Annotated in this window: 13 protein-coding genes; 7 read left to right on the top strand and 6 right to left on the bottom strand. The window is 69.4% G+C overall.

The genetic code is table 11. The features are described 5' to 3' along the window. Positions 1-91: 91 nt before the first annotated feature. The 5 genes from ABH920_RS38210 to ABH920_RS38230 all read right to left on the bottom strand — a co-directional run bounded on the left by ABH920_RS38210 (position 92) and on the right by ABH920_RS38230 (position 6971). Positions 92-1030: a lytic transglycosylase domain-containing protein gene (locus ABH920_RS38210; RefSeq protein ID WP_370354176.1), complete on the bottom strand. Its 939-nt coding sequence runs from the start codon at positions 1028-1030 to the stop codon at positions 92-94. A gap of 350 nt (positions 1031-1380) precedes the next feature. After that, the gene (locus tag ABH920_RS38215) at positions 1381-2235 is read right to left on the bottom strand and encodes a transglycosylase SLT domain-containing protein (protein ID WP_370354177.1); all 855 of its coding nucleotides are present in this window, start codon (positions 2233-2235) and stop codon (positions 1381-1383) included. A gap of 335 nt (positions 2236-2570) precedes the next feature. Continuing rightward, entirely contained in the window at positions 2571-3905 is a 1335-nt protein-coding gene (locus ABH920_RS38220; RefSeq protein ID WP_370354178.1) for a PhoH family protein, read from the bottom strand. Between the two features lie 244 nt (positions 3906-4149). Then, positions 4150-4929: an isoprenyl transferase gene (locus ABH920_RS38225; protein ID WP_370354179.1), complete on the bottom strand. Its 780-nt coding sequence runs from the start codon at positions 4927-4929 to the stop codon at positions 4150-4152. Between the two features lie 179 nt (positions 4930-5108). Next, positions 5109-6971: a phosphoenolpyruvate carboxykinase (GTP) gene (locus ABH920_RS38230; RefSeq protein WP_370354180.1), complete on the bottom strand. Its 1863-nt coding sequence runs from the start codon at positions 6969-6971 to the stop codon at positions 5109-5111. A 250-nt stretch (positions 6972-7221) separates the two neighbouring features. Between ABH920_RS38230 and ABH920_RS38235 the strand changes: the two genes are divergently transcribed. From ABH920_RS38235 to ABH920_RS38260, 6 genes are all read left to right on the top strand, one after another. Beyond that, complete coding sequence (locus ABH920_RS38235) at positions 7222-7890, top strand: hemolysin III family protein (RefSeq protein ID WP_370354181.1); 669 nt, start codon at positions 7222-7224, stop codon at positions 7888-7890. A gap of 217 nt (positions 7891-8107) precedes the next feature. Beyond that, positions 8108-8869 (top strand): helix-turn-helix domain-containing protein, encoded by a 762-nt coding sequence (locus ABH920_RS38240; protein ID WP_370354333.1) that lies wholly within the window; start codon positions 8108-8110, stop codon positions 8867-8869. A 111-nt stretch (positions 8870-8980) separates the two neighbouring features. After that, positions 8981-9985, top strand: a complete 1005-nt coding sequence (locus tag ABH920_RS38245; protein WP_370354182.1) for a hypothetical protein — start codon at positions 8981-8983, stop codon at positions 9983-9985. 88 nt (positions 9986-10073) lie between these two features. Then, positions 10074-10289, top strand: coding sequence for a hypothetical protein (locus ABH920_RS38250; RefSeq protein ID WP_194905727.1), 216 nt, complete (start codon positions 10074-10076; stop codon positions 10287-10289). Between the two features lie 387 nt (positions 10290-10676). Next, a complete protein-coding gene (locus tag ABH920_RS38255) occupies positions 10677-11309 on the top strand; it encodes a DUF47 domain-containing protein (RefSeq protein WP_370354183.1) in 633 nt (210 codons plus the stop codon). 3 nt (positions 11310-11312) lie between these two features. Continuing rightward, a complete protein-coding gene (locus ABH920_RS38260) occupies positions 11313-12323 on the top strand; it encodes an anion permease (protein WP_370354184.1) in 1011 nt (336 codons plus the stop codon). A 169-nt stretch (positions 12324-12492) separates the two neighbouring features. Here the strand turns inward: ABH920_RS38260 and ABH920_RS38265 are convergent, their stop codons facing one another. Further along, positions 12493-12786, bottom strand: a complete 294-nt coding sequence (locus ABH920_RS38265) for a 4a-hydroxytetrahydrobiopterin dehydratase (protein ID WP_370354185.1) — start codon at positions 12784-12786, stop codon at positions 12493-12495. Between the two features lie 91 nt (positions 12787-12877). Here ABH920_RS38265 and ABH920_RS38270 point away from each other — a divergent pair, with 91 nt between their 5' ends. Continuing rightward, on the top strand, positions 12878-13288 hold the full coding sequence (locus ABH920_RS38270; protein WP_370354186.1) for a (deoxy)nucleoside triphosphate pyrophosphohydrolase: 411 nt from the start codon (positions 12878-12880) through the stop codon (positions 13286-13288). Positions 13289-13376 lie beyond the last annotated feature (88 nt).

A 13376-nucleotide genomic window follows, 5' to 3' on the forward strand; every position in this document is an offset into this window, starting at 1 on the left:
AGAGACCTCACCTGCTTGTCAGCATCCTGCAACACCAGGGCGCCCGAGCCGTGACGGCTCAGGCGCTCACACCTCACTTTTCAGACACGGCCTAGTACCAGCTGTGCGACTGCCAGAAGGACCACGCGCCGCACGGCGAGCCGTACCGCGAGTCCATGTACGACAGCACCCACTTGATCTGGGTGGTCGGGTTGTTCTCCCAGTCCGAGCCGGCCGAGGCCATCTTGCTGCCCGGCAGTGCCTGGCCCAGTCCGTACGCGCCGGACGAGGGGTTGCTCGCGTGCACGTTCCAGCCGGACTCGCGCTCGATGATGTTCGAGAAGCACGCGAACTGGCCGGAGGGCACCATCGACTGGGCGATGGCGTACGCGTCGCCGTACGAGCCGGTCGGCGCCGTCGGTTTCGGGGTCGTCGGCGTCGGCTTGGGAGTCGGCGTCTGCGTCGGCGTGGTGGTCGGCGCGGACGGCGTGCTCGTCGTGCTCGTCGGCAGTTGCTGGCGCTGTTCGTCGCGGTTCGCGGCGGCCGCTGCGGCCGCGCGTTGGTCGGCGGCCGCCTTGTCGGCGGCTGCCTTCTGGGCCGCGGCCTTCGCTGCGGCGTCGGCCGCGGCCTTGTCGGCTGCCGCCTTCTGCGCCGCGGCTGCGGCGGCCTGGTCGGCAGCGGCCTTCTCAGCTGCCGCCTTGTCGGCGGCTGCCTTCGTGGCGGCGTCGGCGGCGGCCTTGTCGGACGCGGCCTTCTGCTCCGCCGCGAACTGCGCTGCCGCGACCTGCCTGTTGTGGGTGGAGACGTCGTTCGAGTGCACCGCGTACGCGGTTCCCGCGCCTGCCAGGACCATCGTGCCGGCGGCGGCTGCCGCGACTATTCGGGAGGTCTTGGTGGGGAGCTTGGCGGTCATGAACGAGACGGTCTTGCCCGCCGCTGTCGAAGCGGCGCCCGCGATCCCGGATTTCGGGTCCTGCAGGGTGTTCGGGTCCTGCGAGGTGGGGTTGTGCTCGGGGTTGTGCTCGTGCTCAGGGCCAGTATGGCTGGACAAGAGTTGCCTTCCGCAGTGCCTCACCCCTTTTCGACAGCCGTCTCCGCACAGCACGGATTCGTCCGTGGCGTGTGGGAAGAGACGACCGGCTCCCTCATGGAGCGGCGCATGGGCGAACGGATAGGCGGCATCATCGCCGCCACATCCACCCCCTGGTGGATCAAAGTCCGTGAAGGACTTTGGTCCCGCGAGCCCGAGCGCGGGGTCTTCCAAAAATCGACCCTCTCCCGGAACTGAGATCGAACTCAAGCCGGGAGAGGGTCGGAAAAATCACAGTACATTGAGTTATGGTTCGGTCACTGCTGGGAACAGTGCCCGGTCAACGCCGGATTCTTGCTGGTTTGAGCGGCTTAGTAGCCGACCCAGCAGGAGCCGCCGCAACGCTGCGCGACGACGTTGTCCAGCGAACCGTAGGTCGCCGCGGCGTAGCGGGCGCCGGCGATGATGTTGTCCACCGGGTTGTAGATGTTGCCGTGGCCCGAAAGCATGTACGCGTTGAACGTCGGCTGGATCACCTGGAGCAGGCCGATCGACGGGGTGCCCTTGGCGGCGTTGGAGTCCCAGCCGTTGACCGCGCTCGGGTTGCCCGCGGACTCGTGCATCGCGGCCTGGTAGACGGCGTTGTAGGAGGTCGGGGTGCCGGTCGAGTCCAGGATGGACACGGCCTGCTTGATCCAGCCGTCCAGGTTGTTGGCGTAGCTCGGGGTGGCGGCGGCAGCGGCGGCCTTGGCCTTCGCGGCGGCCGCGGCCTGCGCCTGGGCCTGCGCGGCCTGGGCGGCGGCGGCCTGAGCGGCGGCAGCCTTCTCAGCGGACGCCTTCTCGGCGGCGGCCTTGGCGGCGGCGTCCGCCGCGGCCTTGTCAGCGGCGGCCTTGGCCGCGGCAGCGGCGGCGGCCTTGTCGGTGGCCGCCTTCTGGGCGGCGGCCTGAGCGGCGGCGGCGGTGTCGGCGGCCGGGGCGGCGGCCGGCAGCGCGGCGCGCTGCTCGCTGCGGTTGGCGGCGTCGGCGGCGGCGGCCCGCTGCGCGACGATGTCAGCGGCGCTCTTGGCCTGGTCTGCCTTCATGGTGGAGACGACAGCGGCGTCGGCCGTGGCGGCCTTGCCGTTGTTGACGGACGAAGCGTGGGCGGCGACGCCGGTCGCCACGAACGCGCCGGTCACGGCGAGAGCGCCGGTGATGGCGAGGGCCTTCGTCCGGGAAACACGCATACCGGACACAGAATTCCGCACGGAGAACAAAGGGAGCCTTCCGAAGTGGGTTCACCCCGCTGCGGCTCGACTCACCGTCTGTTCACAGACAGCGACAATGCAATGACTCATTGCGACTCATTGCGGTCGAGAGCGAAAGTCGAGCCGGGAAAACTCCCGGTTCTCGCTTCCGGCGCCGGCGGCCGTTCGGCCCTGGATCGTCGAATGCGATTGCCAGACGCGGGGTCTTACGCATTCGACGATGCAGGGCCTTTGGTCCCTTTTCAACTCAATCGGGCGTGTCCTGCGTCACGTTACACGCTCCGTGATATCCCCTGCACGAGGGGGGTACGCACTCAAACCGCCAGTTCCTCCAGCAACTCTGTCACCAGAGCGGCGATGGGGGACCTTTCGCTTCTGCTGAGAGTTACGTGAGCAAAGAGGGGGTGTCCCTTCAGCTTTTCCACCACGGAGACGATGCCGTCGTAACGCCCCACACGCAGATTGTCACGCTGCGCCACATCGTGGGTGAGAACGACACGGGAACCGGTGCCGATACGCGACAGAACGGTCAGTAGCACATTGCGTTCAAGCGATTGCGCCTCGTCCACGATCACAAAGGAATCGTGGAGTGACCGGCCGCGGATGTGGGTGAGCGGGAGCACTTCGAGCATTCCCCGGTCCACCACCTCGTCGATGACGGCCTGCGAGGTCAGCGCGGACAGCGTGTCGAACACCGCCTGGCCCCACGGCGACATCTTCTCGTTCTCGGTGCCCGGCAGGTATCCCAGCTCCTGGCCGCCCACGGCGTATAAGGGCCGGAACACCACGACCTTGCGATGCAGCCGCCGCTCCATCACCGACTCCAGGCCGGCGCACAGCGCCAGCGCGGACTTGCCGGTGCCGGCGCGGCCGCCGAGCGAGACGATGCCGATGTCCGGATCCAGCAGCAGATCCAGCGCCACGCGCTGTTCGGCCGAGCGGCCGTGCAGCCCGAAGACGTCGCGGTCGCCGCGCACCAGGCGCACCTTCTTGTCCTGCGTCACGCGTCCCAGGGCCTTGCCACGCTCGGAGAGCAACACCAGTCCGGTGTGGCAGGGCAGTCCCGCGGCCTCCGGGACGTCGACGAGCCCTGAGGAGAACAGCTCGTTCACGGACTCGGCGGCGACCTCGATCTCGGCCATGCCGGTCCAGCCGGACGCCGCCTCCAGGGCGATCTCCGCGCGGTACTCCTCCGCGGGCAGGCCCACGGCGCTGGCCTTGACCCGCATCGGCAGGTCCTTGCTGACCAGCGTGACGTCCAGGCCCTCGGCCGTGAGGTTGCAGGCCACCGCCAGGATGCGCGAGTCGTTGTCGCCGAGCCGGAAGCCCGGCGGCAGACCTTCGGGGTCGGTGTGGTTGAGCTCCACACGGAGGGTTCCGCCGGTCTCGCCGACGGGGATCGGGGCGTCGAGGCGCCCGTGGACGACCCGCATCTCGTCCAGGATCCGCAACGCGTTGCGGGCGAAGTAGCCGAGCTCGGGGTGATGCCGTTTGGCCTCCAGCTCGGTCACGACCACGATCGGGACGACGACCTCGTGTTCGGCGAACCTGGTCAGCGCCGACGGGTCGGCGAGCAGGACGCTGGTGTCGAGGACGTAGGTGCGGCGCCGGGCCTTGCTGGAGGCGCGGCGGCGAGGGGTAGCTGCCACAGTTGTCTGTCTCCCCAGAAGCGACAAATGCCGGGGAGCAGACCCGTCACAGCCATCTGTGTGAGTCGACCTTGCTCCACCGGCACGTCTGGAAAGTTCCCGTCACCTGATGGGGCTAAACGCAGTCCTTCTTGTTGTCACGGTTCTGACCTGTAGTGATAACGCTACGTAACAGAATGCAAGCACGTGAATCCGCCATTCCCGCAGGCCGGGTGCGGGTGCGGGTGCATTCGTTCCGTGCGATTCAGGAGCCGTAGCGCCGATGGCGGTTCGCGTAGTCGCGCAGAGCCCGCAGGAAGTCGACCTTCCGGAAGGCCGGCCAGTACGCCTCGCAGAAATAGAACTCGCTGTGCGCGCTCTGCCACAGCATGAAACCGCTCAGCCGCTGTTCCCCGGACGTCCTTATGATCAGGTCCGGATCCTGCTGGCCCTGCGTGTACAGGTGCTCCGTGATGTGCTCCACGTCGAGCATCTGCACCAGGTCCTCGATGGACGTCCCGCGCGCCGCGGCGTCGGCCAGCAGCGAGCGCACCGCGTCGGCGATCTCCTGGCGGCCGCCGTAGCCGATGGCGACGTTCACCTGGATCCCCGGGTTGTCCCGGGTCTGCTCCTCGATCTCCTTCAGGTGCCGGGCGAATTCGGCCGGCAGCAGGTCCAGCGCGCCCAGCGGGTGCACCCGCCAGCGGCCGGTGTCGGCCAGCGAGCGCACCGAACCCTCGATGATCCGCAGCAGGTCGGTGAGCTCCTCGGGGGGCCGGTTGAAGTTGTCGGTGGAGAACAGCCACAGCGTGACCGTCTCGACGCCGGCCTCCTCGGCCCAGTCCAGGACCTCGTGGATCTTGTCCGCCCCGCGCTGGTGGCCGGTGGCGATCTGCTCGCCCATCTGCTTGGCCCAGCGCCGGTTGCCGTCCATGATGACGCCGATGTGCCGCGGCACCTTCTTCTTGCCGCGCTGGACGTCCGAGTGCAGCCGGGCCGCCAGGCGCCGTTCGTACACGCTGTAGGCGACGTCACGCATGCTCACAGCACGGCGCCTTTCTTAAGGGACAGGGGGCGTCAGAAGTGGACGCATCGAGGTTATCGGAGTCCCGGCGCGTCTCGTCACGGCCTTCAGCAAACCTTCGGGTGCGGGTTTCGTGAAGACCGGCAGGCCCGTTCCCGCGAGCGGGAACGGGCCTGCCGGTACAAGGTGTGAGCGGTGTCTCAGCTCTCCAGGCGGTCCAGCCGGGACACGAGCGCCTCGTACTCGGCGGTCAGCTCGGCCGGCAGGTGGTCGCCGAAGCGGTCGAAGTGCGCCGGGATCTGCGCCGCCTCGGCCTTCCAGACGTCCTTGTCGACGCTCAGCAGCACGTCCAGGTCGGCCTCCGACAGCTCCAGGCCGTCCAGGTCCAGCGCGTCCTTGGTCGGCAGCACGCCGATCGGGGTCCGGACGCCCTCGGCGGTGCTGTCCAGGCGGTCCACGACCCACTTCAGCACGCGCGAGTTCTCGCCGAACCCGGGCCACAGGAACCGGCCGCCCTCGCCCTTGCGGAACCAGTTCACGTAGTAGATCTTCGGCAGCTTGTCGGCCTCGGCCTTCTGCCCGATCCGCAGCCAGTGGCCGAAGTAGTCGCCCATGTTGTAGCCGCAGAACGGCAGCATCGCGAACGGGTCGTGGCGCAGCTCGCCGGCGGTGCCCTCGGCGGCCGCGGTCTTCTCGCTGGCCACGTTGGCGCCCAGGAAGACGCCGTGCTGCCAGGAGAACGACTCGGTGACCAGCGGGACCGCGGTGGCGCGGCGGCCGCCGAACAGGATCGCCGAGATCGGGACGCCCGCCGGGTCCTCCCAGTTGTCGGCGATGGTCGGGCACTGCGCGGCCGGCACGCAGAACCGGGCGTTCGGGTGCGCGGCCGGCTCGTCGCTGTCCGGGGTCCAGTCGCGGCCCTTCCAGTCGGTCAGGTGCGCCGGCTTGTCCTCGGTCAGGCCCTCCCACCAGACGTCGCCGTCGTCGGTCAGCGCGACGTTGGTGAACACCGAGTTCGCGTAGAGGGTGTCGATCGCGTTGGAGTTGGTGTCGCGGCCGGTGCCCGGGGCGACGCCGAAGAAGCCGGCCTCCGGGTTGATGGCGTACAGCCGGCCGTCCTCGCCGAAGCGCATCCACGCGATGTCGTCGCCGACGGTCTCGACCTTCCACCCCGGGATGGTCGGGGTGAGCATCGCCAGGTTGGTCTTGCCGCAGGCGCTCGGGAACGCGGCGGCGACGTACTTGGCCTGGCCGTCGGGCGGCGTCAGCTTCAGGATCAGCATGTGCTCGGCCAGCCAGCCCTCGTCGCGGGCCATGACCGAGGCGATGCGCAGCGCGTAGCACTTCTTGCCGAGCAGGGCGTTGCCGCCGTAGCCCGACCCGTAGGACCAGATCTCGCGGGTCTCGGGGAAGTGGGTGATGTACTTCGTGGGGTTGCACGGCCACGGCACGTCGGCCTGGTCGGCGTCCAGCGGGGCGCCGACGGTGTGCGCGGCCCTGACGAACTCGCCGTCCGTGCCGAGTTCGTCCAGCACCTTCTGACCCATCCGGGTCATCACGCGCATGGACACCACGACGTACGGGGAGTCGGTCAGCTCCACGCCGATCGCCGACAGCGGCGAGCCGATCGGGCCCATCGAGAACGGCACGACGTACATCGTGCGGCCGCGCATGGCGCCGGCGAACAGGCCGCCCAGGATGCCCTTCATCTCGGCCGGGGCCATCCAGTTGTTGGTGGGGCCGGCGTCCGCTTCGCGCTCGGAGCAGATGAAGGTGCGGCCCTCGACGCGCGCGACGTCGCTCGGGTCCGACTTGGCGTAGAAGCTGTTCGGGCGCTTGGCCTCGTTCAGCCGGGTGAAGGTGCCCTGCTCGACCAGGAGGGTGGTCAGCCGGTCCCATTCGTCCTGCGAGCCGTCGCACCACACGACGGCGTCGGGCCGGGTGAGTTCCGCGATCTCGGCGACCCAGGCCTTCAGGGCCGCGTGGCCCGTCGGCGCGTGGTCCAGCCCGGGTATGGCCGCAGGGCTGTCCGCGGGCACGGTTTTTGTGGACACGTCAGTCATGGCGCGCTCCTAAGACACCGGGGTCGTTTCCCATCCGCACTGGTCGGCGGCCCCGGTCGATGTATGAGGGTATTTCGGAGTGTACCCAGAGCAGTCCACATGGTGGATAGTCGGCAATGGCTAGTTCGTCACACTCGGTTCGCCATCGTGTCCGGTTCCGGGCGGTTTGCGCGGTGTTCTCGCGGCGTACGGCCGGTGTACGGCGCCGGGGCCTATCGAAGTTACGGTCCCGTAGGTTACCGTCGGTGACATGACGCCGCCGCTTACGAACGCCGTATCGAACGCCGTCGCCCCGATGAAGCCGAAACTGCGCGGCTGGCTGCATCTGTGTGCGGCGCCGCTGGCGCTGGCCGCCGGGATCGTCCTGATCGCGCTGGCCGAGAACGGCCGGGCGCGGGCGGCTTCCGCGGTCTTCGCCTTCTCCGCCGTCATGCTCTTCGGCACCTCGGCGCTGTACCACCGCCGCAACTGGGGCCCGCGCGGCGAGGCGATCCTGCGCCGCCTGGACCACGCGAACATCTTCCTCATCATCGCCGGGACCTACACGCCGTTCACTGTGCTGCTGCTGCACGGAAGCGCCGAGCGCGCACTGCTCTACACGGTCTGGGGCGGCGCGTTGGCCGGCATCGCCTTCCGGGTCTTCTGGCTCGGGGCGCCGCGCTGGATCTACACCCCGTGCTACGTGGCGCTGGGCTGGGCCGCGGTGTTCTTCATGCCGCAGTTCCTGCACTCCGGGGGCGTGGCGATCGTGGTCATGATGGTCGTCGGCGGGCTGCTGTACTCGATCGGCGCACTGGTCTACGGGACGAAGCGGCCGGACTTCTCGCCGCGCTGGTTCGGCTTCCACGAGGTGTTCCACACGCTGACGATCGCGGCGTTCTCGCTGCATTTCATCGGGGTGTCGCTGGCGGCGATGTAGAGCGCCATCGTGTCCTTATATAAGGACTCTCTTTCAGGCGGCGGCCGGGCTTCGGGCCCGGCCGCCGCCTTTTCCGGTCGAACAGTCGCGCCGGGCTCCGTATCGTGAGGTCATGAGCACCGCGACCATCGCCGCGCCCCGGACCACCGTCCCGACCGACCCGACCGCGACCCGGCTCAAGAAGCAGCCGCCGGCCGCCGACGCCGACTTCGGCGCGATGCTGCGGGCCTGGCGCCGGACCCGCAACGTCAGTCAGCTCGACCTGTCCTCGGCCAGCGGGGTCTCGACGCGGCATCTGAGCTTCATGGAGACCGGTCGGGCCAAGCCCAGCCGGGACATGGTGCTGCGGCTGGCCGACGAGTTGGAAGTGCCGCTGCGCGAGCGGAACAAGCTGCTGGTCGCCGCCGGGTACGCCCCGGAGTTCAAGGCCCGGCCGCTGGCCAGCCCGGAGATGACCGCGGTGCGGCGGGCGATCGACGTGGTCCTCACCGGGCATCTGCCGTATCCGGCGCTGATGCAGGACCAGCACTCCAACATCATCGAGGCGAACAAGACCATCGGGATCTTCACGGACCTGGTGGCTCCGCATCTGTTGGCGGACGGCGGCAACACGGTGCGGCTCACGTTGCACCCCGAGGGTCTGGCGCCGTACCTGGTCAACCACGGCGAGGCGCGGGACCGGTTGCTGCGTGCGCTGAGCCGGCGGGCGGCGGCGTCCGGGGATCCGGAGCTGACCGCGCTGTTGAAGGAGTGCGTGGCGTATCCGCATCCGGAACCCGAACCGGAGCCGGATCTGTACGCGGGCGTGGTGCTGCCGTTCCGCTTCCGTCGGGACGGACAGGTGCTGAGCTTCTTCAGCTGCACGGCGGTGTTCGGTGCGGCGGCCGACCTGACCCTCGCGGACATGCAGTTGGAGACGTTCTTCCCGGCCGACGAAGTGACCGGCGAGGCGCTGCGGGAGTACGCGGCCCGCGTTTAGCACAGGATGGTCCGATCCGGTGGTATCGGCGCGTCATCACGTAACCACCTTCTGCGTGGCTCGTTGGGCAGCGGACAGACCCGCCGCCTTCCGAACCCACCAGGGGTAGCCGTGAACCGTCGCCGCATCGCCATCGGGGTCTCCTCGGTCAGCGGACTGGCCGTCGTCGCCGCCGGCGCGATGAGCATGTTCGGCTCCGGCGGCTCCGCCAACGCCGTCGATCTGCACGCGACGCCGGTCGCGGCGGTCACCGGCGCCGCCGGCGTCACCGCGGGGGCCGGGACCGCGCAGACCGACACCGTCGTCACCGTCGCCAATCCGGCGGTCCCGGCGCAGGGCAAGACCCCGGCCGTCGCGCCGCAGACGCTGACCATGCACGGCGCGGGCCTGTTCGACTTCACCAAGCAGGTCGGCTCGGTCGGCCTCACCGTGCCGACCGGTGCCCTGGACGAGGTGCTGACGCCGGCCACGGTGTACGTCCGCCGCAGCGCCACCGCCGCGACCGCGACCGCCGCCGCGGTCCCCGCCTCGGCCTGGAGCCGGACCGCCACCGCCGAGGTCCCCGACGGCGACGTGATCTCCGGCGGCGTGACCGATCCCGCGCTGATCTTCGCGATGCTCGGCGGCGTGCAGCCCGGTGTGCGCGAGGTCGGCCAGGAAGTCGTCCGGGGCGTTCCGGTGGTGCACTACCAGGGCACGCTGGACCTGGCGCAGGCCGCGTCCGCGCTGACCGGCCCGGCCTCCGCCAAGGGCGCGGCCGCCGAGGCCGCCGACGCCGTCGCCGACAAGCAGGCGCTGACCAACGCGGCGCACGCGTTCACGACCACCAAGGTGCCGTTCGACGCGTACCTGGACGCGCAGGGCCGCCTGCGCCGCTTCGTCGCCACGTTCTCGTTCCTGGAGGGCGGGCCGACCAAGCCGGTCGCGCAGGTGACCTCGGCCACGGAGCTGTACGGCTTCGGCACGCCGGTGACCGTCGCCGCGCCGAAGACCACGCCGGCCACCACGCCCGCGACCACGTCCCCGACTACTCCGGCCCCGGCGGAGAGCACCCCCGGACACCGCGCCACCACCCCGTCGGCCCATCCGACTAGCCCCACTCGCTCACACAAATAGTCCTGTTGGGCCATATCCGCAGGCCTCGGCACCCAATAGGCTCGACCGTCGGGGACCAAGGGGTCGCGATGACGGGCGGTGATCAGCCATGACGCTCTACCAGCAGGATTCTGGTTCGGCGTACGGCCGCTACGGCGCGCTGCCCTCGGTGTACGACGGCCCCGCGCTCGACGAGATCCGGCTGTACGGCGACCTGCTGCAGGTCGTCGCCGAGCATCCGAGCAGCGACAAGCGGCTGGACTGGGCGGTCATCGACCGCGCGCTCGGGCTGATGCCGACGGATCAGAAGCGGGATCGGAACTAGCCCGACGCCGGCCCGGGGCCCCGTCGAGGGCCCGGACGTTCCGCCGTCGGAATCCCGCTGCAAGCCTGGGTAAACCTGGGCAACCCAGCGGATCTCGGCGGATCTCGGCGGATCCCAGGGCAAACCACCGCACCTCAGCATCCTGAGCAGCCACCGGGCCGCGTCCCCATGGCGAACCCCGCTCGCGCCATCGGCGGAGATGGCGAAAATCACATCTGCGGGCCCGGAGATCGCCCCGGCCCAGGGACACGGCCCCGCTCACGGCCGTGACAACAGAGGCTCGGTTGTGCGCTCGGTAGGTTGAGCACCTAGCATCCTTACGGCGAACAAGCCAGAACAATCAGCCCCTGCCCGGATTAACGGCAACCGAAAACCTGGAGACTTCCAGTGAAACTGCGTCTGACCCCCAGGGAGACCAGCTTCTACGACCTGTTCGCCGAGCAGGCTGACCACCTCGTCATCGGGGCCGGCATCCTCACCGAACTGCTCGGGGCGACCGGACCGGGGGCGGGTGCCGAGCGGAACAAGATCGCCGAGCGGATGCGGGCCGCCGAGCACGCCTGCGACGAGACCACGCACAAGATCTACAACACCCTGAACTCCTCGTTCATCACCCCGTTCGACCGGGAGGACATCTACGCGCTGGCCTCCACCCTGGACGACGTCATGGACGAGATGGAAGAGGCCGTCGACCTGGTCAACCTCTACGGCATCCAGACGCTGCCGTCCGGGGTGGCCGACCAGGTGGACACGCTGGTGCGGGCCGCGGAGCTGACCGCGGAGGCGATGCGCAAGCTGCGCGGGATGAAGGACCTGTCCGAGTACTGGATCGAGGTCAACCGGTTGGAGAACGCCGGCGACCAGTCCTACCGCAAGCTGCTGGCCCACCTGTTCTCCGGGGAGTACGACGCGCTGACGGTGATGAAGCTCAAGGAGGTCGTCGACTCCTTAGAGGGGGCGGCGGACGCGTTCGAGCACGTCGCGAACACGGTCGAGTCCATCGTCGTCAAGGAGTCCTGACCGGTGCACTGGATCGGCCTGGTCACGGTGGTGGCCGTCGCCCTGGGGTTCAGTTACACCAACGGGTTCCACGACTCGGCCAACGCGATCGCCACCTCGGTGTCCACCCGGGCGCTGACCCCGCGGGCCGCGTTGCTGATGGCCGCGGTGATGAACCTGCTGGGCTCGTACATCGGGCTGCGGCTCGGCGGCGGTGTGGCCTCGACGATCACCAAGGGGATCATCAAGACCCCCGGCGGCGACGCCGGGCTGTGGATCGTGTTCTCGCTGCTCGTCGGGGCGATCGTGTGGAACGTGGCGACCTGGTACTTCGGGCTGCCCTCGTCGTCCTCGCACGCGCTGATCGGCGGGATGATCGGGGCCGGCCTGGCGGCCGGCATCACGGTCGAGTGGAAGGGCGTCTGGGAGAAGGTCATCCTGCCGATGGTGACGTCCCCGCTCGTGGGATTCGTCCTGGCGTTCTTCCTGATGGTGGGGATCCTGTGGGCGTTCCGGCGCGCGCACCCGGGGCGGGTGACGCGCGGCTTCCGGATCTCGCAGACCATCTCGGCCGCCGCGATGGCGCTGGGCCACGGCATCCAGGACGCGCAGAAGACCATCGGCGTGATCATGATGGCGCTGATCGCCGGCGGGCACGCGACCAGCAAGTCGGGCGTTCCGAACTGGGTGCTGCTGTCCAGCGCCTGCGCGATCTCGCTGGGCACGTACGCCGGCGGCTGGCGCATCATGCGCACACTGGGCCGCAAGATCATCGAGCTGGACCCGCCGCGCGGCTTCGCCGCCGAGACGGTCGCCTCGGGGGTGCTGTATTTCACCGCGTTCGTGTGGAACGCGCCGGTGTCCACCACGCAGATCATCACCGGCTCGATCATGGGCGTCGGCGCGACGAAGCGGCGCAGCGCGGTCCGCTGGGGCGTGGCGCGGAACATCCTCGGCGCGTGGCTGTTCACGCTGCCGGCCGCCGGGCTGTGCGCGGCGCTGGTCTGGTGGGTCACGCACGCGATCTTCGGGTAGTCCGGTCGGGCGGCCGGGCCGGCTGGACTTGCCGGACGGGCTGGACGGACCGGACGGGCCGGACGGACCGGACTCGCCGGACTCGCTGGGCGGGGCTCGGGCGCCTCGTGCGGCTCGGGCGGCGTCGCTCAGCTCGCCAGACCAGGCCTTTCGGTTCGGTGGGCCGCTCTCAGGCGGTCTCCGCGGCCAGCACCGTCTCGATCCGCCGGGCCAACTCCAGGTCCAGGTGGGTGACCCCGCCGGCGGAGTGCGTCGAGACGCGGAACCGCAGCGTCGCCCACCGCAGGTCGATGTCCGGGTGGTGGTTCATGTCCTCGGCGATGGCCGCCACCTTGTTCACCACCGCGATGGCCGCGGCGAAGTCGGCGGCGGTGAACACGCGCGTGAGATGCTCCGCGCCGCCGGTCCACTCGGGGTGGTCCGCCAGCAGGGGTGAGATCTCCTCTTGCGAGAGAATACGCATGTCCCCATTGTCGTCCCGTTGCCAAGAGGGCGTCGGCGGGCGGTGACGGAGTGTGATCATCGGGGCCCGCCGGTGTCCTAGACTCGCTGGAATGACCACTGGGACACCTGTCATCGTCGTCGGCGCGGCCATCGTCCGGAGTGATGACGAAGCCGTGCTGTGCGCCCGCCGGTCGGCGCCGGCCCATCTGGCCGGGAAGTGGGAGTTCCCCGGCGGGAAGGTCGAGGCGGGGGAGCGCGACGTCGACGCGGTCGTGCGCGAGTGCCGCGAGGAGCTGGGGGTCGAGGTGACGGTCGGCGCGCGGGTCGGGGAGGACGCGCGGATCGACGACCGGTTCACGCTGCGCGTGTTCCTGGCCCGCATGCGGCCCGGTCAGCCGGAGCCGTTGCCGCTGGAGGACCACGACCTTTTGGCGTGGGTTTCGCGCGGCGAGCTGCTGGACCTGGACTGGCTGGCTCCGGACGTGCCGATCGTTGCGCAATTGGGGTATATGGCCTGGTGAAACCTACTGGCCGTTGTGACTGCTCTCATAGTGTGAAAGTCAGATCAACTGCTTGAGAGTGCGGCATTCCGGGAAGGATCACGGAAGA

It is taken from the genome of Catenulispora sp. EB89 (assembly GCF_041261445.1).
Classification (GTDB): domain Bacteria; phylum Actinomycetota; class Actinomycetes; order Streptomycetales; family Catenulisporaceae; genus Catenulispora.

Bases quoted from the DNA above. Each gene is read 5' to 3' on its own strand.
- ABH920_RS38215 (WP_370354177.1), bottom strand. From the start codon at position 2,235: ATGCGTGTTTCCCGGACGAAGGCCCTCGCCATCACCGGCGCTCTCGCC.
- ABH920_RS38230 (WP_370354180.1), bottom strand. From the start codon at position 6,971: ATGACTGACGTGTCCACAAAAACCGTGCCCGCGGACAGCCCTGCGGCC.
- ABH920_RS38235 (WP_370354181.1), top strand. From the start codon at position 7,222: ATGACGCCGCCGCTTACGAACGCCGTATCGAACGCCGTCGCCCCGATG.
- ABH920_RS38240 (WP_370354333.1), top strand. From the start codon at position 8,108: ATGCTGCGGGCCTGGCGCCGGACCCGCAACGTCAGTCAGCTCGACCTG.
- ABH920_RS38250 (WP_194905727.1), top strand. From the start codon at position 10,074: ATGACGCTCTACCAGCAGGATTCTGGTTCGGCGTACGGCCGCTACGGC.
- ABH920_RS38265 (WP_370354185.1), bottom strand. From the start codon at position 12,786: ATGCGTATTCTCTCGCAAGAGGAGATCTCACCCCTGCTGGCGGACCAC.
- ABH920_RS38270 (WP_370354186.1), top strand. From the start codon at position 12,878: ATGACCACTGGGACACCTGTCATCGTCGTCGGCGCGGCCATCGTCCGG.